This is a genomic window from Streptococcus nidrosiense, from assembly GCF_042140045.1.
Lineage (GTDB): Bacteria > Bacillota > Bacilli > Lactobacillales > Streptococcaceae > Streptococcus > Streptococcus nidrosiense.
In genome coordinates this window covers 1,780,660-1,805,730 of sequence record NZ_CP152419.1, presented here as the reverse complement: position 1 = coordinate 1,805,730, position 25,071 = coordinate 1,780,660, and the positions used below count along the sequence as shown (strand labels likewise).

25 protein-coding genes, 2 tRNA genes and 1 pseudogene are annotated in these 25,071 nt (G+C 38.7%); 22 read left to right on the top strand and 6 right to left on the bottom strand.

The window, feature by feature from the left end:
* Window positions 1-11: 11 nt before the first annotated feature.
* The 4 genes from gatD to AAFQ93_RS08615 form a co-directional block, all read right to left on the bottom strand.
* A complete protein-coding gene (gatD, locus tag AAFQ93_RS08630; protein ID WP_375555200.1) occupies window positions 12-794 on the bottom strand; it encodes a lipid II isoglutaminyl synthase subunit GatD in 783 nt (260 codons plus the stop codon).
* Window positions 794-2,137, bottom strand: coding sequence for a lipid II isoglutaminyl synthase subunit MurT (gene murT, locus AAFQ93_RS08625; RefSeq protein ID WP_375555199.1), 1,344 nt, complete (start codon window positions 2,135-2,137; stop codon window positions 794-796). Before murT ends, gatD begins: the two co-directional genes overlap by 1 nt.
* 82 nt (window positions 2,138-2,219) lie before the next feature.
* Window positions 2,220-2,747, bottom strand: a complete 528-nt coding sequence (locus AAFQ93_RS08620; RefSeq protein ID WP_223139964.1) for a hypothetical protein — start codon at window positions 2,745-2,747, stop codon at window positions 2,220-2,222.
* Between the two features lie 94 nt (window positions 2,748-2,841).
* The gene (locus AAFQ93_RS08615) at window positions 2,842-4,158 is read right to left on the bottom strand and encodes an FAD-containing oxidoreductase (RefSeq protein ID WP_223139963.1); all 1,317 of its coding nucleotides are present in this window, start codon (window positions 4,156-4,158) and stop codon (window positions 2,842-2,844) included.
* 339 nt (window positions 4,159-4,497) lie between these two features.
* On the opposite strand from AAFQ93_RS08615, the gene AAFQ93_RS08610 reads away from it, so the two are divergent.
* The 22 genes and pseudogenes from AAFQ93_RS08610 to AAFQ93_RS08505 all read left to right on the top strand — a co-directional run bounded on the left by AAFQ93_RS08610 (window position 4,498) and on the right by AAFQ93_RS08505 (window position 22,668).
* The gene (locus AAFQ93_RS08610) at window positions 4,498-6,075 is read left to right on the top strand and encodes a DEAD/DEAH box helicase (RefSeq protein WP_375555198.1); all 1,578 of its coding nucleotides are present in this window, start codon (window positions 4,498-4,500) and stop codon (window positions 6,073-6,075) included.
* A gap of 272 nt (window positions 6,076-6,347) precedes the next feature.
* Window positions 6,348-7,136 carry a GTP-sensing pleiotropic transcriptional regulator CodY gene (gene codY / locus AAFQ93_RS08605; RefSeq protein ID WP_000940720.1) on the top strand — a complete coding sequence of 263 codons (789 nt, stop codon included), beginning with the start codon at window positions 6,348-6,350 and terminating at the stop codon, window positions 7,134-7,136.
* Window positions 7,136-7,711 (top strand): isochorismatase family cysteine hydrolase, encoded by a 576-nt coding sequence (locus tag AAFQ93_RS08600; RefSeq protein ID WP_223139961.1) that lies wholly within the window; start codon window positions 7,136-7,138, stop codon window positions 7,709-7,711. Before codY ends, AAFQ93_RS08600 begins: the two co-directional genes overlap by 1 nt.
* 81 nt (window positions 7,712-7,792) lie before the next feature.
* Window positions 7,793-7,878, top strand: a tRNA-Leu gene (locus AAFQ93_RS08595).
* A 133-nt stretch (window positions 7,879-8,011) separates the two neighbouring features.
* Window positions 8,012-9,289 carry an ABC transporter permease gene (locus tag AAFQ93_RS08590; protein ID WP_223139960.1) on the top strand — a complete coding sequence of 426 codons (1,278 nt, stop codon included), beginning with the start codon at window positions 8,012-8,014 and terminating at the stop codon, window positions 9,287-9,289.
* A 13-nt stretch (window positions 9,290-9,302) separates the two neighbouring features.
* Window positions 9,303-9,935 (top strand): ABC transporter ATP-binding subunit Vex2, encoded by a 633-nt coding sequence (gene vex2, locus AAFQ93_RS08585; RefSeq protein ID WP_375555197.1) that lies wholly within the window; start codon window positions 9,303-9,305, stop codon window positions 9,933-9,935.
* A 285-nt stretch (window positions 9,936-10,220) separates the two neighbouring features.
* Window positions 10,221-11,600, top strand: a complete 1,380-nt coding sequence (vex3, locus tag AAFQ93_RS08580) for an ABC transporter permease subunit Vex3 (RefSeq protein WP_375555196.1) — start codon at window positions 10,221-10,223, stop codon at window positions 11,598-11,600.
* Window positions 11,601-11,670: 70 nt separating this feature from the next.
* On the top strand, window positions 11,671-12,327 hold the full coding sequence (vncR, locus tag AAFQ93_RS08575) for a response regulator transcription factor VncR (RefSeq protein ID WP_070459167.1): 657 nt from the start codon (window positions 11,671-11,673) through the stop codon (window positions 12,325-12,327).
* The gene (vncS, locus tag AAFQ93_RS08570) at window positions 12,324-13,646 is read left to right on the top strand and encodes a sensor histidine kinase VncS (protein ID WP_375555195.1); all 1,323 of its coding nucleotides are present in this window, start codon (window positions 12,324-12,326) and stop codon (window positions 13,644-13,646) included. The genes vncR and vncS overlap by 4 nt, the downstream gene beginning before the upstream one ends.
* A gap of 144 nt (window positions 13,647-13,790) precedes the next feature.
* Window positions 13,791-14,672 carry a class II fructose-bisphosphate aldolase gene (locus AAFQ93_RS08565; protein WP_049528618.1) on the top strand — a complete coding sequence of 294 codons (882 nt, stop codon included), beginning with the start codon at window positions 13,791-13,793 and terminating at the stop codon, window positions 14,670-14,672.
* Between the two features lie 130 nt (window positions 14,673-14,802).
* Window positions 14,803-15,723 carry an alpha/beta fold hydrolase gene (locus AAFQ93_RS08560; RefSeq protein ID WP_375555194.1) on the top strand — a complete coding sequence of 307 codons (921 nt, stop codon included), beginning with the start codon at window positions 14,803-14,805 and terminating at the stop codon, window positions 15,721-15,723.
* 55 nt (window positions 15,724-15,778) lie between these two features.
* A pseudogene (locus tag AAFQ93_RS08555) lies at window positions 15,779-16,334 on the top strand (histidine phosphatase family protein).
* A gap of 67 nt (window positions 16,335-16,401) precedes the next feature.
* A complete protein-coding gene (locus AAFQ93_RS08550) occupies window positions 16,402-16,749 on the top strand; it encodes a hypothetical protein (protein ID WP_375555193.1) in 348 nt (115 codons plus the stop codon).
* Between the two features lie 37 nt (window positions 16,750-16,786).
* Entirely contained in the window at window positions 16,787-17,185 is a 399-nt protein-coding gene (locus tag AAFQ93_RS08545) for a hypothetical protein (protein WP_375555192.1), read from the top strand.
* Window positions 17,186-17,237: 52 nt separating this feature from the next.
* On the top strand, window positions 17,238-17,645 hold the full coding sequence (locus AAFQ93_RS08540; RefSeq protein ID WP_375555191.1) for a hypothetical protein: 408 nt from the start codon (window positions 17,238-17,240) through the stop codon (window positions 17,643-17,645).
* Between the two features lie 382 nt (window positions 17,646-18,027).
* The gene (locus AAFQ93_RS08535; protein WP_375555190.1) at window positions 18,028-19,020 is read left to right on the top strand and encodes an ATP-binding cassette domain-containing protein; all 993 of its coding nucleotides are present in this window, start codon (window positions 18,028-18,030) and stop codon (window positions 19,018-19,020) included.
* A 1-nt stretch (window position 19,021) separates the two neighbouring features.
* Window positions 19,022-19,840: an ABC transporter permease gene (locus AAFQ93_RS08530; protein ID WP_375555189.1), complete on the top strand. Its 819-nt coding sequence runs from the start codon at window positions 19,022-19,024 to the stop codon at window positions 19,838-19,840.
* A 1-nt stretch (window position 19,841) separates the two neighbouring features.
* Entirely contained in the window at window positions 19,842-20,627 is a 786-nt protein-coding gene (locus tag AAFQ93_RS08525) for an ABC transporter permease (protein ID WP_049509910.1), read from the top strand.
* A 38-nt stretch (window positions 20,628-20,665) separates the two neighbouring features.
* Window positions 20,666-21,127: a GNAT family N-acetyltransferase gene (locus AAFQ93_RS08520; protein WP_049503797.1), complete on the top strand. Its 462-nt coding sequence runs from the start codon at window positions 20,666-20,668 to the stop codon at window positions 21,125-21,127.
* Between the two features lie 47 nt (window positions 21,128-21,174).
* Window positions 21,175-21,247 (top strand) — tRNA-Thr (locus AAFQ93_RS08515).
* Window positions 21,248-21,323: 76 nt separating this feature from the next.
* A complete protein-coding gene (locus AAFQ93_RS08510) occupies window positions 21,324-22,187 on the top strand; it encodes a DUF6287 domain-containing protein (protein WP_375555188.1) in 864 nt (287 codons plus the stop codon).
* A 175-nt stretch (window positions 22,188-22,362) separates the two neighbouring features.
* Window positions 22,363-22,668 (top strand): hypothetical protein, encoded by a 306-nt coding sequence (locus tag AAFQ93_RS08505; RefSeq protein WP_375555187.1) that lies wholly within the window; start codon window positions 22,363-22,365, stop codon window positions 22,666-22,668.
* A 46-nt stretch (window positions 22,669-22,714) separates the two neighbouring features.
* On the opposite strand, the gene AAFQ93_RS08500 is transcribed toward AAFQ93_RS08505, so the two are convergent.
* Together AAFQ93_RS08500 and AAFQ93_RS08495 are read right to left on the bottom strand one after the other, a co-directional pair.
* Entirely contained in the window at window positions 22,715-24,376 is a 1,662-nt protein-coding gene (locus AAFQ93_RS08500; RefSeq protein ID WP_375555186.1) for an N-acetylmuramoyl-L-alanine amidase, read from the bottom strand.
* A 110-nt stretch (window positions 24,377-24,486) separates the two neighbouring features.
* Window positions 24,487-24,840 carry a DUF3397 domain-containing protein gene (locus tag AAFQ93_RS08495; RefSeq protein ID WP_375555185.1) on the bottom strand — a complete coding sequence of 118 codons (354 nt, stop codon included), beginning with the start codon at window positions 24,838-24,840 and terminating at the stop codon, window positions 24,487-24,489.
* Window positions 24,841-25,071: the final 231 nt, after the last annotated feature.

The following is a 25,071-nucleotide window of genomic DNA, read 5'->3' as shown; positions in this document are numbered from 1 at the left end:
GAATAGGAAGTTTAGTTAAAATCTGCCTTGCTTTTCACATCGCTGTATTCTTCAGCGACTTCTTGGCTCAGAATATCCTCATAAGCTGGAAGGACGATGTCCTGACCATACTTTTTCTTGAGGGCAGTAGTGACCAAGCGATAGGCTAAGTTTGCATTACGGGATAAAATAGGTCCGTGGAAATAAGAACCAAAGACATTTTTATAGTGAACGCCTTCGCCAATTTTCTCTTCATTATTTCCGTTTCCGTATACGACCTGTCCTAATGGTTTTTGGTCATCTGAGAGGAAGGTGCGACCTTGGTGGTTCTCAAATCCATAGTAGGTTTCATCGAATTCTTCATTATGAATTTTAATGTCACCGATAAAGCGGTTATTGGTTTGGTTGAGTGTGTAATGTCCCATGACACCCAAACCTTCGATGCGTTTGCCTGAAGCTTCGATATAGTATTGACCCAATAGTTGGAAGCCACCGCAGATAGCAAGGACAACACCGTCATTTTGGATAAAGTTATCGATGCTTTCTTTTTTAGCAGGCAAATCACCAGCAATGATACTTTGTTCAAAGTCTTGGCCACCACCGAAAAAGGCGATGTCGTAGTGATTTTCATCGAAATCATCGTGGAGAGAAACAATGTCAACTGTTACGTGAGCCCCCAGCTTTTCAGCTACATACTTGAGCATGAGGATATTTCCGTTATCTCCATAGGTATTCATGAGATTACCATAGAGGTGGGCGATATTTAGTTGATAAGAATAGTTGCCGTCTTTTGAGGAAAGTGAAGTATAAACCATTAGTTCATCTCCTTTCTAACAAGCTGACGATTGGCCAGTAATTCTCGGAATTCCAGCATAGCTGTATAAGTCGCAAGGATATAAGCATGCTTGCAGTCTTGGTTCTCGATAGTCTTGAGAACTTGTTCCAGACTACTTGTTTCAGTGATTTTATCAGCTGGGTAGCCAGTCACTCGAAGACGACGAGCGATTTCAGAATGACGAACGCCACCAGCGTTGATTTCGGGAATGTCCATATCAGTAATTTGTTCAAAATCAGCATCCCAAATCCAGCTGGTATCAATCCCGTCTGCATAATTCGCATTGAGGAGAACAGATAGACTAAATGGGTAAGGAGCTAGTTTGATCATTTCGATAGCTTGGGTAGCACCAACAGGATTTTTAATAAGAACCAGTGTGCATTCCTTGTCACCGATATGGAAGGTTTCTTGGCGTCCAAAGACAGCACGACTCTTGTCAAAACCTTGTTTAATCAGTTGAGAATCTGCACCAAGGAAACGGGCAATAGCAACTGCAGCCAGAGCATTGTAGATGTTGTAGAGTCCACCGATTTGAATACCGTATTCCTGTCCGTCAATAACAAAGCGAGAACGATTGTTAGTCAATTCCACCAATTCTGTCAGACGGTAGTCCAAATCAGGACGTTTACATCCACAGTTTTCGCAGATATAAGCTCCTAAGTTGGCATAAGTATTAAGCTCATATTTCAAAATACTTTGACAGTCTGGACAGAGAATACCTTCAGTATTGTAGTGAGCAAGTTTTGCTGGACCTTTTTCCAAATCAAAACCAAAATACTGAACAGGATTTGGAATTGCAGGCTTGTAGAAAAGCGGACTATCGCCGTTAAGGAGCACAGTAGCAGTAGGAACTTTTCGAATAGCGTCCAAAATCATGTTGTAGGTCGTATAAATCTCACCGTAGCGGTCCATTTGATCGCGGAAAATATTGGTGATAACGAAAAGACTAGGCTGGATGTAGTCACAGATACGTGAGAGACTAGCTTCGTCGATTTCAAGGACAGCGATGTTCTTGCCAGTTTTTGAAGATTTGGCTGTCAAGAAGGTAGTTGTAATCCCTGTGATCATGTTGGCACCACTTGGATTGGTCAGAACTTGACCATAAACCTCATTTAAAATACCGACAGTGAGTGCGGTTGTCAGGGTTTTTCCATTGGTACCAGTTACCACAACAATCTCATAGTTCTTCGCTAAATGTTGTAAAATATCTTTATCAAATTGAAGGGCAAGTTTTCCAGGGAGCGTACTTCCACGTCCAAGACGACTCAAAATAAAATGAGAAGAACGCCCAGCAAGAAGGCCCAAAGTAGTTTTTAATTTCATGTTTCTATTATATCATAAATGCTGAAAAAGACAGATTTGAGATTTTAGAAAAAGAAAAACAGCCCAAGGAGGGCTGCTTATGTTATTCTAATGTAAATGCAACAATTGCTGCTTTTGATTTAAAATCAAGAGCAGGTTTTATTTCTAATTCTAAATCACCTTCACCGGTGACTCCAAAATGAGAAACAGCACCTTCAATAGATCTACCTGCAGAAATGGCATCCATAGTGTTTGTATTTGGGTAAGATTCCATTTTCTTGCCACCTACATAAAGCGTCATGTCTAATCCAATAGGTAAATTCTTTTCAGAAAGGTTTGTTACGTTATAGGTAACTTTCAAGACTTTATCTGGATTGCTTTTGTCAAATTGGTTCCGTTCGTCAGTCCATTCAACATTAGTAATAGTATATTCAGCAACATTATCAAAAGTTATTTTATCACCTATAGCGAATTTCTCTTTTTTCTCAGTCTCTTTTTTACTAGTAGAAGTTTCTACTTTATCATCTTTTGAAGTATTATTATCTTTCTTTGCTCCACTGCTACAAGCAAATAGAGTCAGGATAGATAAGCAAGATAGACCTAGAGTAATGATTTTTCGTGTTTTATGCATTATAAAACCTCCTTTTTAAATTAATTAACGTAATAATATTATAAATATAGATAAAATAAAAGCATTTTATAAAAAAATGCTTTTATTTTTAAAACTAAATCGCAAACAAGTCATTCAAGTTCTCAGCCAAGGTTGGGTGAGTGAAGATTTGTTTTGTGAAGTAAGTGTATGGAATCTTGTTGTCCATTGCAACAGTGATGATGTTGATGATTTCTTGTGAACCTTCTGAGAAGATAGTAGCACCGAGAATTTCTTTTGTTTCAGTATTGACAACAGCTTTGAAGGCACCACGAAGGTCACCATTTACATGTCCACGAGGCATAGCTGCAACAGGAATTTCCTTAACAGCATATGGAAGTTTCAAATCAGCTGCTTGACTTTCAGTCAAACCAACTTGTGAAAGTGCAGGTGTGATGAAAAGAGTATTTGGTACATTGAGACGATCTTCGAGTGTGTAGCTGCCATCACCAGCGAGGTAGCTATAAACAACACGGAAGTCATCGAGTGAAATGTAGGTAAACTGAAGGCCACCGTTGACATCTCCAACAGCAAAGACACCAGGAACGTTTGTTTGACAATGTTTGTCTACTTTAATAGCGCCGCGTTCAGTTAGTTCAATATCTGTGTTTTCGAGATGAAGAGGTTCAACATTTGGTTTACGTCCAGTTGCGTAGAGAAGGGCATCGAAACGATAAGTTTCGTTTTCAGTTACGACAAGGACTTGGTCGCCATCATTTTTGATTTCAGTAGTACGGATGTTTTGAAGCAATTCAATGCCATCTTCTTCCAAGTATTGTTTGGCAAGAGCTGCGATGGAAGGTTCTACACGAGGTAGGAATGTATCCAAGGCATCTAGGACTGTAACCTTGCTTCCAAGTTTGTTGTAGAGACCGGCAAATTCAAGGCCGATGTTTCCGCCACCAAGGACACCAAGTTTTTCAGGTAATTTGTCTAAGTTTTGGATGCCTGTTGAGTCAAAGACATTCTTGCTTGTAGCAAGTCCTGGAATTGGCAATACGTTTGAAACAGCACCAGTGTTGATGACGATTGTTTCAGCAGTTAGTTCTTGTTTTTCATCACCAGCTTGAATTTCGATTACTTTGTTTGATACAAAGTGAGCTTCAGCATCAAAGATGTCTACGCCTGTACCTGCGACAGTAGCATAGTTTTTACCGTTGAGGCGTGTAGTAACCGTGTTTTTAGTAGCCATGACTTGATCAAATGACAAGTCTTTTTCAGCAGCAACTAACAAGGTTTTAGTTGGGATACAACCGATATTGATACAAGTACCGCCGTACATCGCCTTACTACGTTCGATAAGGGCAACCTTTTTACCAGCAGAAGCTAGTTTTCCAGCAAGCGTCTTACCTGCCTTACCAAATCCTATTACAATTAAATCGTATGTTAACATTTTTATTCCTCCTGTTCGAACTTCATTCTAGCATAAGAAAAAAACTTTTGCACAAATCTGCTACGGAAAATAGTTTCAGGAACCGAATGCTCTAACAAATACTTTTTGAGTGAAGTAAATAGATAGAAAAATCGTTTACATGACTTAATCAGGAGGTTAGACTATCTTTTGACCCTCTCTTGTGTTATACTAGATAAGTTGCAAAAAAGCAGTACTTTTCTTTAGTGGAAAAGAAGCAACACGGTCTTTCATAAAAGATATGAAAGTACGTCATGACAAGAAAAGTATAAACTAAGCGCTATAGGATGGCTTCGCACCATCTTTAGAAAGAAGAATAACGTGAAATTTAATGAATTTAACCTTTCTGCTGATTTATTAGCAGAAATTGAAAAAGCAGGATTTGTAGAAGCAAGTCCTATCCAAGAGCAAACCATTCCTCTGGCTCTTGAAGGAAAAGATGTTATCGGACAAGCTCAAACAGGTACAGGAAAAACCGCAGCCTTTGGCTTGCCAACCCTTGAAAAGATTCGTACAGAAGAAGCAACCATTCAAGCTTTGGTCATTGCACCAACCCGTGAGCTAGCTGTACAAAGTCAGGAAGAACTCTTCCGCTTTGGTCGTAGCAAGGGTGTAAAAGTCCGTTCTGTTTATGGTGGTTCAAGTATTGAAAAACAAATCAAGGCTCTTAAATCAGGTGCTCATATCGTAGTTGGAACACCAGGTCGTCTCCTAGATTTGATCAAACGCAAGGCCTTGAAATTGCAAGATATTGAAACTCTTATTCTTGATGAAGCGGACGAAATGCTTAACATGGGCTTCCTTGAGGATATTGAAGCCATCATCTCTCGTGTCCCAGAAAATCGTCAAACCTTGCTCTTTTCAGCAACTATGCCTGAAGCTATCAAACGAATCGGGGTTCAGTTTATGAAAGAACCTGAGCATGTGAAGATTGCTGCCAAGGAGTTGACAACTGAACTAGTTGATCAGTACTATATCCGTGTCAAGGAACAAGAAAAATTTGACACCATGACTCGTCTTATGGACGTTGAACAGCCTGAGTTGTCTATTGTCTTCGGTCGTACAAAACGTCGTGTAGATGAGTTGACTCGTGGTCTGAAAATCCGTGGCTTCCGTGCAGAAGGGATTCATGGAGATTTGGACCAAAACAAACGTCTTCGTGTCCTTCGCGATTTTAAAAATGGCAATCTGGATGTCCTCGTAGCAACGGACGTTGCGGCTCGTGGTTTGGATATCTCTGGTGTAACACATGTCTACAACTATGACATCCCACAAGATCCTGAAAGCTATGTTCACCGTATTGGTCGTACAGGTCGTGCTGGTAAGTCAGGTCAATCGATTACTTTCGTAGCACCAAATGAGATGGGCTACCTCCAAATCATCGAAAACTTGACCAAGAAACGCATGAAGGGCTTGAAACCTGCGACAGCAGAAGAAGCCTTCCAAGCTAAAAAGCATGTTGCATTGAAGAAAATTGAACGTGACTTTGCAGATGAAACGATTCGTGGAAACTTTGACAAATTTGCAAAGGATGCACGTAAACTTGCAGCCGAATTCAGCCCAGAAGAATTGGCAATGTATATCCTTAGCTTAACTGTTCAGGATCCAGATAGTCTTCCAGAAGTTGAAATTGCGCGTGAGAAACCATTGCCATTTAAACCATCAGGTAATGGCTTCGGTGGTAAAGGCAAGGGAGGACGTCGTGGTGAGGATCGTCGAGATCGTGATCGCCGTCGCGACAATCGTCGTGGTGAACGTCGAGATGACTTCAAAAAAGGCAGTCGCAAAAACGACCGCTTTGAGAAGGAAAAATGTTACCGTAAGGATAATAAAAAACCACGCAATACTTCAAGCGAGAAGAAAACTGGTTTTGTAATCCGTAACAAGGGTGATAAATAATAAAAAAAGCGGTTCACTGAGGTGGATCGCTTTTATATATAAGGAGACCGAGAGTCAAGAGAAATTTAATACGAGAAAATAGATTTATATATTTGTTATCTTGTAATATTATATTATCAAAAATTTTGGAAGCTGTCAACAAGTAAATTAGAAAAAACTAGTAAAAATTTTCGAACAGTCATGAATTGCAATTCAATAAACAATTTTCAGATAATTATTGAAATAATGATCAATTTATGATATAATGGAAGCGATTAAATACGAGGTGAAAAATGGCACATTTATTAGAAAAAACGAGAAAAATTACGTCTATCCTGAAGCGTGCGGAGGAGAAATTACAAGATGATCTTCCATATAATGCCATCACACGCCAATTAGCGGATATTATTGATTGCAACGCTTGTATCCTAAATAGTAAGGGACGTCTTTTGGGATATTTCATGCGCTACAAGACTAATAATGATCGTGTAGAGCAATTTTTCCAATCAAAAATTTTTCCTGAGGACTATATTCAAGGTGCAAACATGATTTACGATACAGAAGCAAATCTGACTGTAGATCACGAATTAAGCATCTTTCCAGTTGAGAGTCGTGCAGATTTCTCAGAAGGTTTGACAACAATTGCTCCAATCCATGTTTCTGGGATTCGTTTGGGTTCTTTGATTATTTGGCGAAATGACAAAAAATTCGAAGATGAGGATTTGATTCTTGTTGAGATTGCTAGTACGGTGGTTGGTATTCAGCTTTTGAACTTCCAACGTGAAGAAGACGAGAAAAATATCCGTCGTCGTACAGCCGTAACTATGGCAGTCAACACTCTTTCTTACTCTGAGTTACGAGCAGTGTCAGCTATTTTGGGTGAATTGAATGGCAATGAAGGACAATTAACTGCGTCAGTCATTGCAGACCGTATCGGTATTACGCGTTCTGTGATTGTCAATGCCCTTCGGAAGCTCGAATCTGCAGGAATTATTGAAAGTCGTTCACTGGGGATGAAGGGAACTTATCTTAAGGTCTTGATCCCAGATATCTTTGAAGAAGTGAAAAAGAGGGACTATTAATGACTAAGGCTTTAATTTCGATTGACTATACAGAAGATTTTGTAGCGGATTATGGAAAATTGACAGCTGGAGCTCCCGCTCAAGCTATATCAGAAGCGATCAATCAGGTGACTAGATTAGCATTTGACCGTGGAGATTATATTTTCTTTACCATTGATGCTCATGAGGAAAATGATGTCTTTCATCCAGAAAGTAAACTATTTCCCCCTCATAATCTGATTGGGACTAGCGGGCGTAATCTATATGGTAAGTTAGCCGAGTTCTATCAGGAATATGCTGGCGATAGTCGTGTTTTCTGGATGGACAAACGTCACTATTCGGCTTTTTCTGGCACAGATTTGGATATCCGTTTGAGAGAGCGTCGCGTGGATACAGTCATTTTAACAGGTGTTCTTACAGATATCTGTGTATTGCATACGGCTATCGATGCCTATAATCTTGGGTATCAGATAGAAGTTGTTAAGCCAGCAGTCGCATCAATCTGGCCTGAAAATCACCAGTTTGCACTTGGACATTTTAAGAATACATTAGGAGCGAAACTCCTTGATGAAAATCTAGTTGAAATCAAAGAATAATGTATTCAAAAAAAATGAAAAAAATCTGAAAAAAGTGTTGACAAAGTTTGTGAAAGTTGATATACTAGTAAAGTAATCGACGCGGGGATGGCGGAATTGGCAGACGCGCAGGACTAAGGATCCTGTGACCGCTTTAGGTCGTGAGGGTTCAAGTCCCTCTCTCCGCATAGGAAAAGAGTTAGCTTCAGCTAGCTCTTTATTTTTATATAAACAAGGGCAAAGATTTTGCTCTTTTTTTGTGATTTCATAAACATTTCATATTTGGATATTATAATAGACTTACAAATATGGAGGTGCTATATGAATTCCATTCAAAGAGCATGGGCTTACGTCAGCAGAAAACGACTGAGAAGTCTCCTATTATTTTTGATTCTCTTTGTCTTACTGGCAGGAATATCCGCTTGTTTGACGCTCATGAAGTCCAACAAAACAGTAGAAAACAATCTTTATCGCTCACTCAACACATCCTTTTCTATAAGAAAAATAGAAGCAGACCAGACGTTTCAATTGTCTCAGCTAGATGACCTTAAAAAAATAAATGGTCTTGAAAATCCTTCCCCAGAGTTTGAGACAATGGCAAAGTTGACGGATAAAGAAGTCGTTACTGGAGAACAAAGTATCCAAAGGGATGATTTGACAGAGGTTGAAAAAAATCTTATCAGTTTGATTGCTTTGGAAGATTCTTCCAAGGATGTTTCTTTTACAAGTTCCGCCTTTACCCTTAAAGAAGGAAGACATATCCAAAAAGGGGATCGTAAAAAAATCTTAATCCACGAAGATTTAGCTAAGAAAAACAATCTTAAAGTAGGAGATAAGATTAGCTTAAATCCTGCTCAAGTAGGAGGAAATAGTGGACAAAGGCTAGATTATGAAATCGTGGGTATTTTCACTGGTAAGAAGCAAGAGAAGTTTACCGGTCTATCATCTGACTTTAGTGAAAATATGGTCTATACAGACTACGAAAGTAGCCAAACTCTTCTTGGAAATAAGGAAGATCAAGTCACTGCAGCCCGTTTCTATCTAGAAAATCCCAAAGATATGGATAGCATCATTCAAGAGGTTGAAAAGTTATCTCTTGAAAAACAAGGGTTACAAGTGGAAAAGGAAAATAAGGCCTTTGAACAAATCAAGGATTCAGTTTCGACCTTCCAAACCTTCCTACAGATTTTCCTCTATGGCATTATGATTGCTGGTGTAGGAGCGCTGATTTTGGTTTTGTCACTTTGGTTACGAGAGCGAGTCTACGAGGTTGGTATTTTATTGGCACTAGGTAAGGGAAAAAGAGAAATCTTTAGCCAATTCTGCCTGGAAGTTATCATAGTTTCATTGGCATCTATCTTGCCGGCATTTGTAGCTGGAAATGCCATTACTTCCTATCTCTTGAAGACTGTACTAGCAAGCGGTGACCAAGCTGCACTACAAGATACGCTAGCAAAAGCGACTAATCTTTCAACCAGTCTTCTTTCATTTGGAGAATCTTATGTCTTTCTCCTTGTGATTAGTTGCTTGTCAGTTGCACTTTGTTTTATCTTTTTATTTAGAAAATCACCGAAAGAAATTTTATCATCTATTAGTTAATGAAGGAGAAATCATGACTTTACTACAATTACAAGATCTTACTTATCGTTACAAAAACACTGCAGAAGCTGTATTATATAAAATCAATTACGATTTTGAACCTGGCAAGTTTTATAGTATTATCGGAGAATCAGGAGCTGGGAAGTCAACACTCTTATCACTGTTAGCAGGGCTTGATAGCCCAGTTGAAGGTGCTATTAAGTTTGAGGGAAAAGACATTCGTGAACAAGGTTATTCCTATCACCGTATGCACCATATTTCTCTGGTTTTCCAAAACTATAACCTGATTGATTATCTTTCTCCATTGGAAAATATCCGTTTGGTTAATAAAAAAGCTAGCAAGGATACCCTTCTTGAACTTGGTTTAGATGAAAGTCAAATCAAGCGGAATGTTCTCCAATTATCAGGAGGGCAGCAACAACGGGTTGCCATTGCTCGTAGCCTTGTATCAGAAGCACCAGTGATTTTAGCGGATGAACCAACAGGAAACCTAGATCCTAAGACTGCCGGAGATATCATTGAACTCCTCAAATCTCTGGCTGAGAAAACAGGAAAGTGTGTGATCGTTGTTACCCACAGTAAGGAAGTAGCACAGGCGTCAGATATTACACTGGAATTGAAGGATAAAAAGCTGACTGAAATATAGAATCTAGTTATTAAACTTTAAAATAGTATTAGTTGGTAACTGGATACGTGTAAAGTAATAATAAACGAAGTGAGTCTTTAACAACTATTTCCCGCAGTAGTGATAGCCTAGATAATAACAAAGTTATTATCTAGGCCGGAATTTTTGAGACATATGGCTCAAAAATTAGGGATGAAATTCCTACAGGAAGTTGCTCCCGTCCGCACAATCCAAGGGAAATAGTAAAAAAATAATTTATATAAGTTATAAGACATTGAAATAGAACAAAATCTAGAAAGGAATCTTATGTTACACAACGCATTTGCCTATGTCACAAGAAAATTTTTTAAGTCGCTTGTGATCTTTCTGATCATTCTCTTGATGGCTAGTTTGAGTTTGGTCGGCTTGTCTATCAAGGGGGCGACAGCTAAGGCTTCTCAAGAAACCTTTAAAAATATCACCAATAGTTTTTCCATGCAAATCAATCGTAGAGTCAACCAAGGAACTCCACGTGGTGCAGGGAATATCAAGGGTGAAGATATCAAAAAAATTACCGAAAATAAGGCCATTGAATCCTACATCAAACGGATCAATGCTATCGGTGATTTGACAGGCTACGAACTGATTGAGACACCTGAAACCAAGAAAAATCTAACGTCAGATCGAGCTCAACGTTTTGGTAGTAGTTTGATGATAACAGGTGTCAATGACTCTTCTAAGGAAGATAAATTTGTATCAGGCTCTTACAAACTGGTCGAAGGTGAGCATTTAACCAATGACGACAAGTACCAGATTCTCATGCATAAAGATTTGGCAGAAAAGCATGGATGGAAGGTAGGAGATAAGGTTAAACTCAACTCCAATATCTACGATGCCGATAATGAGAAAGGAGCTAAGGAAACAGTAGAAGTCACTATCAAAGGACTTTTTGATGGACACAACAAATCTGCTGTGACCTACTCACAAGAACTGTATGAGAATACAGCTATCACAGATATTCACACAGCAGCCCAACTCTATGGTTATACAGAAGATACAGCTATTTATGGAGATGCTACCTTCTTTGTAGCTGGGGATAAGAACCTAGATAGTGTCATGCAAGAATTAGGATCTATCAACGGTATCAACTGGAAGATGTATAGCTTGATTAAGAGTTCCTCTAACTATCCTGCCCTTGAACAATCTATCTCAGGCATGTACAAGATGGCTAATCTTCTCTTCTGGGGTAGCTTGAGCTTCTCTGTTCTTCTACTTGCTCTCTTATTGACACTATGGATTAACGCCCGTCGTAAAGAGGTTGGAATTCTCCTTTCAATTGGTCTAAAACAAGCAAGTATTCTAGGTCAATTTATCACAGAAGCACTTATGATTGCAATTCCAGCACTAATTTCAGCTTACTTCCTAGCCAACTATACTGCTCGAGCAATTGGGAATACAGTTCTTGCCAATGTCACATCAGATGTGGCCAAGCAGGCAAGTAAGGCTGCACAAGCTTCCAATCTCGGTGGTGGTGCAGAAGTTGACGGCTTTAGCAAAACACTTTCTAGTCTCGATATTTCCATTCAACCATCAGACTTTGCTATCGTTTTTGTACTTGGATTAGTTCTAGTGGTACTAGTTATGGCACTTGCTTCCAGCAATCTCCTCTTTAAACAACCAAAAGAACTTTTGATAGATAGTGAATAAAAAACCTGCTACCTATTCTCACTCAAATGAGATATAATATAGGTAGCATTTTTGATAGAAAAGGATTTATATGAAAATTCTAATTGTAGAAGATGAAGACATGATTCGTGAGGGAATTAGTGACTATTTGACGGATTGTGGCTATGAAACCATTCAGGCAGCAGATGGCCTTGAGGCCTTAGAACAATTTTTTCATCACCAAGTTGCCCTGGTTCTCTTAGATATTCAAATGCCGAAACTCAATGGTTTAGAAGTATTGTCAGAAATCCGTAAGACTAGCCAAGTTCCGGTCTTGATGTTGACAGCTTTTCAGGATGAAGAGTATAAGATGAGTGCCTTTGCCTCACTAGCTGATGGATATCTGGAAAAGCCCTTTTCCCTTTCTTTGTTGAAGGTTCGAGTGGATGCTATCTTTAAACGTTATTATGATGCAGGTCGTAGCTTTACCTATAAGGATACCAAGGTCGATTTTGACAGTTATAGTGCCACAGTGGCTGATCAAGAAGTTGCAGTGAATGCAAAAGAATTAGAAATTTTAGACTATCTCGTTAAAAACGAAGGTCGTGCTTTGACTAGAGCTCAGATTATCGACGCTGTATGGAAATTGACAGATGAGGTACCTTTTGACCGTGTTATCGATGTCTATATCAAGGAATTACGAAAAAAATTGGATCTAGATTGTATTCTTACCGTGCGCAATGTTGGTTATAAATTGGAGAGAAAATGAGACGTTCAGGTTTATTTAAAAAGATATTTATTTATACCTTTTCGGTATTTTCTACCTTGGTCATTTGTTTGCATTTGGCCATCTATTTCCTCTTTCCTCCGACCTATCTCAGTCATCGTCAGGAGAGTATAGGGCTCAAGGCTACAGAAATTGCTCAAACTCTCCAAGGAAAGGACAGTCAAACTATTCAGGAAGTCCTTGAACTTTATTCTAAAAGCAGTGATATTAAGGGAGCCATCAAGGGAGAGATGACCCAGGATAAGTTGGAGGTCAAGGACAATCTTCCCATTGATAAAGAACGACAGACGGCTTCTTTGGTCATTGAGGAAAGAGAAGTCCAATCTAAAGATGGTCAGACCTTGACCTTACAGTTTATTGCTTCTATGGATTTGCAGAAAGAAGCAGAAGATATGAGCCTGCAATTTCTGCCCTACACACTATTAGCTTCCTTTCTGATTTCACTCCTGATTGCTTATATCTATGCGAGAACAATCGTAGCTCCGATATTGGAAATCAAACGAGTAACTCGACGGATGATGGACTTGGATGCAGAAGTTCGCTTGCGCGTGGATTCCAAGGATGAGATTGGTGATCTCAAAGAGCAGATTAATAGTCTCTATCAGCATCTCTTGACCGTTATTGCAGACTTGCATGAGAAGAACGAGGCCATTCTTCAACTAGAAAAGATGAAAGTTGAGTTTTTGCGAGGAGCTTCCCACGAACTGAAAACACCTCTAGCAAGTCTGAAGATTCTTCTGGAAAATATGCAAGCCAATATCGGGCGCTACAAAGATAGAGACCATTACCTGGGAGTTTCTTTGGGTATCGTAGATGATTTAAGCCACCACGTGCAACAAATTTTATCCCTTTCCTCCGTGCAGGAATTGCGAGATAAGAAGGAAGAAATCAATCTTCTTGATATGACCAATCTTCTATTGAAGGACTATGACTTGTTAGCCAAGGAGAGAAAAATCTCAGTAGAGAACCAGCTAACTGATCAGCACGTTTATCTAAATCCTTCAGTACTCAAGCTCATTCTTTCCAATCTGATCAGTAATGCGGTGAAGCATTCTATCCAAGGTGGCTATCTCAAAATCGGTGATAAGGATGGCTGGATATTTATTGAGAACAGTTGTACACTTGAGGAACAAGATAAATTTGAACAATCCTTTACGGCTTCTAGTCGACAAAGTAAGGGAGCTGGCTTGGGACTCTTCGTAGTTAAAAGTTTATTAGAAAATGAAGAAATCGACTATCGTTTCGAAAGATATAACGACCACTTGGTATTTTATATGAACCTGCCTCAGAACAAGGATTAGACCAAGTGGGAAAAGGTTTACATATCTGAAAATAGAAGAAATTCAATCGAAACTACGGGAAAAACTAGCTTTTTTTGCTAAAAAGTGATAAAATGAACAATGTAAATGGGATGTCCCATAAAAATATACAGGAGGCCTGATAAAATGGCAATCGTTTCAGCAGAAAAATTTGTCCAAGCAGCTCGTGACAACGGTTATGCAGTTGGTGGATTTAACACAAACAACCTTGAGTGGACTCAAGCTATCTTGCGCGCAGCAGAAGCTAAACAAGCTCCAGTTTTGATCCAAACTTCAATGGGTGCTGCTAAATACATGGGTGGTTACAAAGTTGCTCGCAACTTGATCGCTAACCTTGTTGAATCAATGGGTATCACTGTACCAGTAGCTATCCACCTTGACCACGGTCACTACGAAGATGCACTTGAGTGTATTCAAGTTGGTTATACTTCAGTTATGTTTGACGGTTCACACCTTCCAGTTGAAGAAAACCTTGAAAAAGCTCGTAAAGTTGTAGAATTTGCTCACGCAAATGGTGTATCAGTAGAAGCTGAAGTTGGAACTATCGGTGGTGAAGAAGACGGAATCATCGGTGACGGTGAATTGGCTCCAATTGAAGACGCTAAAGCAATGGTTGCAACTGGTATCGACTTCTTGGCAGCTGGTATCGGTAACATCCACGGTCCTTACCCAGCAAACTGGAAAGGTCTTCACCTTGACCACTTGCAAAAATTGACTGAAGCTGTACCAGGATTCCCAATCGTATTGCACGGTGGATCAGGTATTCCTGATGACCAAATCCAAGCAGCTATCAAACTTGGTGTTGCTAAAGTTAACGTTAACACTGAATGCCAAATCGCATTCGCTAACGCAACTCGTAAATTTGCTCGTGACTACGAAGCAAACGAAGCAGAATACGACAAGAAAAAACTCTTCGACCCACGTAAATTCTTGGCTGACGGTGTAAAAGCTATCCAAGCATCAGTTGAAGAACGTATCGACGTATTCGGTTCAGAAGGTAAAGCTTAATCTAGCTTAACCATATAAAACAGAAACCTGCCCATTGGGTGGGTTTTTTGTTTCTGGATATATACAGATTATACTGGAAAATTCTTTAACTTGAGTTGCTAAAAGAGTCTAATTTTTGTACAATAATGCTATGAAAAAATGGTGTCTAGGGCTTCTTAGTTTCATTCTTTTGTTTTTAGTAGGGACATTTATCTTTCATCGTATCAACTTAGAAAAGGAACAAGCCTCTCTAACTCCTATGGGTAAAACTGTTCTCGTTAATGGGCACAAAATCAATGTTTACGTTGAAGGGGATGGTCCAGAGACAATAGTGTTTCTATCAGGTGCTGGAATTGCCTCTCCAATATTGGATTTTAAGGATGTGTCAGATTCCTTATCAAAAAAATACAAGGTAGTCATCGTGGAACGTGCTGGCTATGGTTATAGTGATGATAGCAATCAATCAAGAGATGTGATGGAGGTTTTGTCTGAGACTCGTCAAGCTTTGTCACAAGCAAATGTAACAGGTCCTTTTATCATTCTGTCTCATTCAATGGCTAGTCTTGAAAGCCTGGCTTGGCAGGAAAAGTATCCTGATGAAGTGAAAGCCTTGGTTGGTCTGGATTGGGCATTACCAGCAAGTTATGAGGATTTAAAGGACAATCAGGCTTTGCTTACTGTGGCTTATTGGAGCAGTAAGATTGGTTTATTACGCTATTTCCCTGAGTCCTTTTACATAAAAAATCCAACTCTGACTGAAACTGAACGACAACAGTATAAACTCCTAGCTTATAAACAGTTGATGTCGCAAGCCATGCTTCATGAATCCCGTTTGGCAAAGGAAAATGTCAAGAAAGTTCCCTCTAGCATTAATCCGAAAATTCCAGCCTTACTCTTGGTTTCTAACGGTGAAGGCACGACCTTTAGCCAATCAGAATGGCAGCATTATGCAGAGACATTTGCTAGTGGCCAGTCTAATGTTCAAATCATCTATATGGATGCACCACATGACCTCTATCATTATCAAAATAATGAACTTGTTTCTCGAATTGAAGAATTTTTAACAGATTAACTGTGATTTAGAAAGTTATTTTGAACTGATGCCAATAATTGAGAGGTGACATTTTATGAAGAACACTTACATTGTACTTAGACATGCTCATTCAAGATTCTCGAGTGATGATTTTAATAGAACATTGTCGGAAAAAGGATTTTCTTCTCTTGAACAGTTGGAGTTTTTAAATGCTTGTAAAATAGATTACTTTATTTCAAGTCCTTATAACTGAGCTTTTGAAACCGTTAATAGTTCTCCTATTCAATTTGATAAAATAGTTATTGACGAACATTTACGAGGAAGAAAATGCTCATCACGCTTTATAAAAGATTCGGAGTTTGAAGAGACTATTAAATATTTATGGGGCAACCCGAATAAATCTTTTTTGGGGAGTTGAATCGAATCAAGTAGCTATAAAGAGAATTCTAGATTTATTGCAGAACTTGGAAGAAAGGTATTCAGATAAAACCATTTTACTGAGTTCTCATGGAAATTTGCTAGGAATCTTAATCAATCATTTTGATTCAAGTTTTGATTATAAAAAATGGGAACAGATGACCTTTCCAGACTGTTTTCTAATTGACAAAGATGAGAGTGTGAAAAAAATTATGCCAGATACTTTTAGATAATCATTTAGCTCAATTTATGTGATTTTTATTTTCTGTTATTGTAAATAGAATAGAAGGGAAAATAGCCATGATATTCGATCAGTCCTTGCAAGCTTACATACATGAAGTAGATGATGTTCTTGTAGCTTGGGAAGAAAAACCAAGTGGAAATTTTGAGATGGAAGCTCAGTTGCTTGCAGCCAATTACCATAAAAATCTTTCCCGTATTCTTGCATTTATACTGCCTCATTTACAAGAATTTTATGGGTATTTCACAGGTGAAGAAGCTACTGAAAAGTTGGGCAAACCCATCATCGAGCCAGAAAGACAAACCGTTACTTTCTGTGACCAAACTTTTGATGATATTCATATCTTTTCTTTTGACTATCAGGGACAAGACTTTGAAATTCTGGAGAATTTTGCCATTGATGGTTAAGGTCTCTTTTCAGTTTTAAAATGAAAGGAAGAAACTGATGAGTACTGCTGATTTTGTCTTTGTAGAGACTAAAGAACCCGTATTCCTTGATTTACAAGTCTTTTGTGGTGCTTTGAGCGAAAAATTCCCAGGTATTATGGTTAGAGAAAGAACTAATCCCGAAAAAGCATACCCGCTTTCTTGGGATTATCAAAGTCCTCAGCTTACCTTAGAAAGTTCACTGAGTACCAATAAAGATGTTTTTGTGATAAATTACTTTGATTCAACAAACAGGTTACAAGATTACGCCTCCTATATCATTTGGCTTCGGAAATGGTTTCCAGCTGAAGAGAAGATTTTCTTTTGTGATGAAGGCTATGAGTATGTGTTTGAGCTTTCTAGTGTGTTATCCCAAAAAGAGTTGGAAAACTACTTAGGAACAAGATTTGATGAGTGAAGAAAAAGTTCGAAGACAAATATGATATGGAAAAGTGAAAAAGGAGAATCAGATGCTTACTAGAGATGAGATTTTAGTTGCTTTGCAAGATGCAATTACTGAATACCAAGAATTTGAGTTGGCAGATGAGATTATGGATGTTATGGAGCTTTATGATCAACCCTTTGATTTGGTTGCCCCCATTTTAGAATTTATTTCCGAGCATCCAGAAGTAGATTTTGGTTCTCCAGGTTACTTGGTTCACTTTGTGGAGAGATTTTATCATCAAGGCTATGAGGATTTATTGATGGAAGTAGTTGGTAAAAACCCAACCTTGCATAATATTTGGATGCTTCATCGATGCTGTAATGACAATGATCCAAATCTAGTCCGGCAGATTCAGGCTTTGGTTGGAGAACTTAAGAAGGATAAGACTCTTGATTCACAAGTAAGAAGCATGATTGAAGACTTAACTTGGTAGAGGGAGGTGATGCAGCATCACCTTTTTATCTTTTCTTAGGGATAAAAATTTTCGATATAAATTAACACTTGTTTTCCTTAGATATTTGCACTATAATAGGGTGTTATTAGGGCTTTCTTTCCTTATGTTGAAAAAGAAGGCAGGTTTTTTGGTGTCTTAAGTAAACTATAAAACATAATTTTTGATTAAAAGTATTATTTTAAAAGAGAAATCTCTAATTTCATAATCTATAAGCAAACGCTTGCATTCCTTTTTTTATTGGATTATAATAGGTTGGTATAAATCCTTCTGTAATAATATTGAGAAGGTGTAGAAAGTAAGGATTTAGAATATTTGTAGTCAAAAGCACAATGTTGCTATTCCTTGCGCTAGGGAGAGATTTATGGCAATGATAGAAGTGGAACATCTTCAGAAAAATTTTGTGAAGACTGTTAAGGAACCGGGATTAAAGGGAGCTTTGCGCTCCTTTATTTATCCTGAAAAGCAGACCTTTGAAGCGGTCAAGGATTTGACCTTTGAGGTGCCAAAGGGTCAGATTTTAGGTTTTATCGGGGCTAATGGTGCTGGGAAGTCAACAACCATCAAAATGCTGACAGGAATTTTGAAACCGACATCTGGTTTTTGTCGGATTAACGGCAAGATTCCGCAGGATAATCGCCAGGACTATGTTAAGGATATTGGAGTCGTTTTCGGACAACGTACCCAGCTATGGTGGGATTTGGCACTGCAAGAGACCTACACGGTTTTGAAGGAGATTTACGATGTGCCAGACTCGCTTTTCCATAAGCGTATGGACTTTTTGAATGAAGTTTTGGATTTGAAGGAATTTATCAAGGATCCTGTGCGGACTCTTTCATTGGGTCAACGGATGCGGGCGGATATTGCGGCTTCCTTGCTTCACAATCCCAAAGTTCTCTTTTTAGATGAGCCGACTATTGGTTTGGATGTGTCGGTCAAAGATAACATTCGACGTGCTATCACCCAGATTAATCAGGAGGAAGAGACAACTATTCTCTTGACCACTCACGACTTGAGCGATATTGAGCAACTCTGTGATCGGATTTTTATGATTGACAAGGGGCAGGAGATTTTTGATGGGACGGTGAGCCAGCTCAAGGAAACCTTCGGCAAGATGAAGACTCTCTCCTTCGATCTGACGCCAGATCAAAGTCATCTCGTCTCTCATTATGAAGGCTTACCTGATATATCCATTGATAGACAAGGAAATAGCCTGACCATTGAATTTGATAGTTCACGCTACCAGTCGGCCGATATTATCAAGCAAACCCTGTCTGATTTTGAGGTCCGTGATTTGAAGATGCTGGATACAGATATTGAGGATATTATCCGTCGCTTCTACCGAAAGGAGCTCTAAGATGGTCAAATTGTGGAGACGTTATAAACCCTTTATCAATGCAGGGATTCAGGAGTTGATTAGCTATCGAGTCAACTTTCTACTTTATCGGATTGGCGATGTCATGGGTGCTTTTGTGGCTTTTTATCTATGGAAGGCTGTCTTTGATTCCTCCCAGGAGCCTTTGATTCAGGGCTTCAGTATGGCGGATATCACCCTCTACATCATCATGAGTTTTGTGACCAATCTTTTGACCAGGTCTGATAGCTCCTTTATGATTGGTGATGAGGTCAAGGATGGTTCCATTATCATGCGCTTGTTGCGACCAGTGCATTTTGCGGCTTCTTACCTCTTTACGGAGCTTGGTTCCAAGTGGTTGATTTTTATCTCTGTTGGACTGCCATTTTTAAGTGTCATTGTTTTGATGAAAATCTTGTCTGGGCAAGGGGTTGTAGAAGTACTGGGATTAACCATCCTTTATCTCTTTAGCTTAACCCTGGCTTATCTGATTAATTTTTTCTTTAATATCTGTTTTGGATTTTCAGCCTTTGTGTTTAAAAATTTATGGGGTTCTCAAGTATTTAAGGATTCACTAGTATCCTTTATGTCTGGAAGTCTGATTCCCTTGGCTTTTTTTCCAAAGGTGGTTTCAGATATTCTCTCCTTCTTGCCTTTTTCATCCTTGATTTACACTCCAGTCATGATTATTGTTGGGAAATACGATGCCAGTCAGATTCTTCAAGCACTTTTGCTTCAGCTTTTCTGGCTTATAGTGATGGTGGGCTTGTCTCAGTTGATTTGGAAACGAGTCCAGTCATTTATCACCATTCAGGGAGGTTAGTATGAAAAAATATCAACGCATGCATCTGATTTTTATCAGACAGTACATCAAACAAATCATGGAATACAAGGTTGATTTTGTGGTTGGTGTCTTGGGAGTCTTTCTCACTCAAGGCCTGAACCTCTTGTTTCTCAATGTCATCTTTCAACACATCCCCTCGCTAGAAGGTTGGACCTTTCAAGAAATTGCCTTTATCTATGGATTTTCCTTAATTCCAAAGGGATTAGATCATCTCTTTTTTGACAATCTCTGGGCTTTAGGTCAACGACTAGTTCGAAAAGGGGAGTTTGACAAGTATCTGACTCGTCCTATCAATCCTCTCTTTCACATCCTCGTTGAGACCTTTCAGATTGATGCCTTGGGCGAACTTTTAGTCGGTGGAATCTTACTAGCGACAACGGCGACTAGCATTGCTTGGACTCTTCCCAAATTCCTGCTTTTCCTAGTCTGTATTCCTTTTGCGACCTTGATTTATACTTCCTTGAAAATTGCAACAGCCAGTATTGCTTTTTGGACCAAGCAGTCAGGCGCTATGATTTACATTTTTTATATGTTTAATGACTTTGCTAAGTACCCGATTTCCATTTACAATTCCCTTCTTCGTTGGTTGATTAGCTTTATCGTACCTTTCGCCTTTACAGCCTACTATCCTGCCAGCTATTTCTTGCAGGACAAAGACGGGCTCTTTAACATTGGTGGTTTGATTCTGATTTCCCTTGTCTTCTTTGTCATTTCTTTGAAACTCTGGGACAGGGGCTTGGATGCCTACGAAAGTGCAGGTTCGTAAGAGCTAAAGTAAGAGTAAAATAAAGAAAGGAACTTATGATGCTTGTAATTAAAGAAGTCAAGGATGAAGAGCCCAAAATGGCAGTTGTCGCTGAGGTTTTAAAGGATTTGCCAGAATGGTTTGGAATACCAGAAAGCACGCAAGCCTACATCGAAGGAGCCAAGGACTTGCAAGTGTGGGCCGCCTTTCAGGAGAGTGATTTGCTTGGCTTTGTAAGCTTGTCCTATTCTAGTGAAGATTGCGCTGAGATTGATTGTCTCGGTGTAAAAAAAGCTCATCAAGGTAGAGGGATTGGGAATCAATTGCTTGCTGCTTTAGAAAGTGAAGCACGCAAAAACGTTGATTATTTACAAGTGAAAACAGTAGCAGAAGGCTCTAATAAAGATTATGATCGAACAAATGTCTTTTATCGCAGTCTTGGCTTTAAAAAATTAGAGATTTTTCCACAACTTTGGGGGCCTCAAAATCCTTGTCAGATTTTGATTAAAAAGATGGGTTAAGAATCCCTTGACATCCTTTCTTATAGTGCTATACTATAAGTGGAATCGCCGATTTAGCTCAGTTGGTAGAGCACCGCATTCGTAACGCGAAGGTCACAGGTTCGATCCCTGCAATCGGCATAAGAAAGAGCAATAAAATAAATATTATATTAGTTTATTAGAATCATCAATACTCATCAAAATGAGGAGGAGTATCATGAAAAAGAAAGAACGGATAAAACAAGTAGATAAGACTCACGGTCGAAAAGCAACTGCATCGAAATTGGCAAAAGCCTCTTCTACAACTAAAAATATAAAAATGTATATCGGTCTTGCCCTAACAGCTCTAGTTATAATCATTGTTGCTAGTATCTTTTTAAATTCACCTAATCTCAAGCAAGAAGCAAATCAAACTTCTTCCTCATCTAAGACTGAAGAGACAACAAAAAGTCAGGGGAAAGAGGACGATAAGGATAAGGCAAAGGAAGAGGAAATTCAAAAACTAAAGGAACAATTGGCTAATTTGGATACCAAGATTTCAGAATCAGAGCAGCTCGTTAGTCAATTAAAAAAAGAAGCTTTTGTTCCCAAATTAGATCTTGAAGCCCTCAGAAATAATGATTTATCAAGTTTAGAAGGAACTTGGCGGACACAGTCTGGTAATGAATATATCATTAATAATTCAGGGGAAGTCCAATCTTCTTGGATATACAATGATCAAAAGCATGAGTCTATTGTTGAATTGAAAGTATCAAAAAGTCAGAATGATCGCAACCTAGAAACAGTAGCCCTTGGTGCTTGGGCAAAAGGTTCTCAGGCGGGAGGGTTTGTGGTAGTCGTTGTACCAAGTGGTGTTGTCATGGAACCTGGTGGTGATGGTAAAATAACAGACAATTCCAATCACACTGAGGATAGACTCTTTGCAGGACAACAATATGAAGGAATGTTGATGCATCCAGAAAATGTTTACTATCGTGTTAAACCGGATACGAGTCAATTAGAATCTGAAGAGAAAAATTTAACGAAATTGAAAGCTGATCGTGATGCCATCAAATCAGCTTTAGAGTCTAAAGAAAAATGAAAAATGAATGAAAAGAAGTCAGCAATGGCTTATTTTTTAGAAAAATTCTGACCACATAGTTTATCATGTCTGCCACATAGACAAAAGCTATTGCTTGCGATTTTTATTTCTGTTATAGTTGTAATTGTTAAAGGGAGATAAAACTTCCTAACAAAATAGAAAATGAGGTAGTATCATGAAAAAAGTATTAGGTATCGGATTATTAGTCGTTGCAGCAGCAGTCTTGTATTTTGGTTTTGTTGGATGGCCAAGTTTGGATGTCAATATCTGGGCCCTCTTTCCAGTAGGTTTATTCCTATTTTTTACTCTTGAGAATTTGGTGAAAAAAGATTACAAGGCCAGTCTCATGAGCTTGATGATTGCCTTTATCATCGCCAACGCTATTCTTGATATCTTGCCACTTTCAAGCGGTTTGGTTATCGGTGCTGGAGTCTTGGCTTGCGTTGGAATTGGATTTCTTTTTCCTGAAGCCAACAAGTAAGAAAAATAATACAAAAAAATCTCGAGATTTTCTCGAGACTTTTTCTTTATTGACCTGCGTAATATTTTTGAATCCCTTTTACAATACCTGCAACCAATCTGTTTTGGTAGGCATCACTGCGGACTTGTTGATTCTCATTGAAATTGTCAATATATCCCAATTCCAATAGAACGGCTGGTTTATTAGTTTCTCGAAGGACAGCAAAGCTCCTTCGTAGACGACCTGCATCCTTAGCACCAGTTTCAGCTAATAGTGAAGAGTGGATGTCTGCCGCAAGTCGATTACTTTCACTGATACGGTCAGGATGGTTATGCCAGTATGGATTAATCTTAGAAGGATAACTAGAGTCTGCTTCATAAGAATAAGTCTGAATCCCAGCCGTATTTGAAGCTGGATTTCCAGTAGCATTGAAGTGAATACTAATAAAGATATCTGAATCAGTCTTATTAACCATTCTTGAACGTTCGGTGACATAGTCTACAAAGACATCACTGTCTCTTGAAGAAAGAACTGTATAGCCAAGTCCCTCGAGTTCCTTGCGAAGTTTCTTGTAAACTAGCATAGTGAGGTCTTTTTCATTAGTGTTATAGTAAACGGCACCAGGGTCTTTACCACCATGACCTGGATCTAGGAAGATGATATTGTTGTATTTCCCTTTTTCAAACCCGTGGCTTGTAGAAGCTTCGCCAAGCCATTTTCCATCACTTTGAAATTGCTGGTTTTTTCCATCGATTTTATAGGTCCCTGTAACATAGACTCCATTTTCATCTACATAGTAACGGGCTTTATAGTAGCTGTCATCAATCCATTCGCTCTTAGCCATGTAGCCACCTGCCTTGAGGTAGTAGGAACCAATCCATTGACGCGATGCGTAAGCACCACCAGATTTCAAGTAGAACCAACTATCATAGTTTTTATCGAAAATCCATTCTTTTTCAGCCATAGCCCCGCTAGCTTTTAGGTAGTAGCTACCTTGCCATTGGTTACTTGCCATAGTAGCATCTTTGTTAAAGTAGTACCAGGTACCACTAATTTTGTCCCACTTGTTTTTGATTAATTTACCAGAAGCAAGGGCATAGTACCATTGTCCATCTTGTTTTACCCAAGAACTCTCAGCCATGGCACCACTATTGGTAAACAGATAGTCGTCAAAAATCGTGTTGCTGAGCATGACACCGTCTTGATCAAAATAGTACCAGACACCACCGATCTTTTCCCATTTTTGTTGAGAAATTTTTCCATAAGCGTTAGCGTAATACCATTTTTCTTGGAGTTTACTCCAACCAGAATCGACCATAGCCCCGCTACTAGTAAGGATATATCCGTCAAAAATAGTATCGCTCAACATGATTCCATCTTTGTTGAAGTAGTACCATTTTCCGTGGATTTTTTTCCAGTTAAGAACAGGGGCATTATTTTCATAGAAGCGCCAGTGGTTTTCCTCTAATACCCAACCTTCTTTTTGGACTTCTGGTGCCTTGTCTTCTTCTTTCTTAGCTGGATTTGTTGTTTGATTGGCATTTGCTTCAGTTGAAGGTTCAGCTTCCTTGGCTGGGAGACTGTTTTTCTCCACTTTGTCAGCAGAGGTTTCACTATGTGTTGTTTCTACTTGGGTTGACTGTACTTTGTTCTCCTCAGCATAGCTAAGGTTGGTTGTTAGACCAAAAACTGAAAGCGTAATGGCGCTTGCCAAGAGCGTTTTTTTCACTTGATTAATCTCCTATTTTTATTTTTTTATAATTTTATCAGAAAAGTGCCTCATATAGAACATTTAGTGACCAAGATTGATGTGTTGGTGGACTGTATTGCTATAGTTGACTATTTCATCACGAAAATTTGAACAATCATGATGATATAGATGAGCAGTGTTAGTAAAAATCCAGCTCGCCAAAAGAATTTAATAAATTTTGGATAATAAAAACTACGTCTTTGGTTTAAGAAGAAAAAGACTAACACAATTGCTAGTATTGATAAGGCCGTTCCCAATACTGGAAGTTGATTGTGTGTGAACATCTTAGCCGTAATCAAATAGTATTCAAAAATTAGAAAAGGAAAAGCTAAATCAGCAGCATTGATGCCCCTTTTTTTTAACTTAAAGAGTCTGCTTAAAATAATCGCCAGAGCTAAGGTTAGTACCAAAAGCAAGATGGAAGCAAGTTTCATTAAAATCATACCATTATTGTATCATAAAATTTAGAGAATAGAAACGTAAATTCCTTGATTTATCACTGTTTTAGCAAAAAATCATTGATAAGAAACAGATTTTATAATTTCTGCTTAATCAGAATAAATCATGTGTTCGATACAATGATAGTTTGAGTCCTCAATATAAATCTTTTTTATGTTCACCATAGAAAATATATATTAGTCAGAGGTGAAGAATAGTAGTAGAATGAGTAGCAA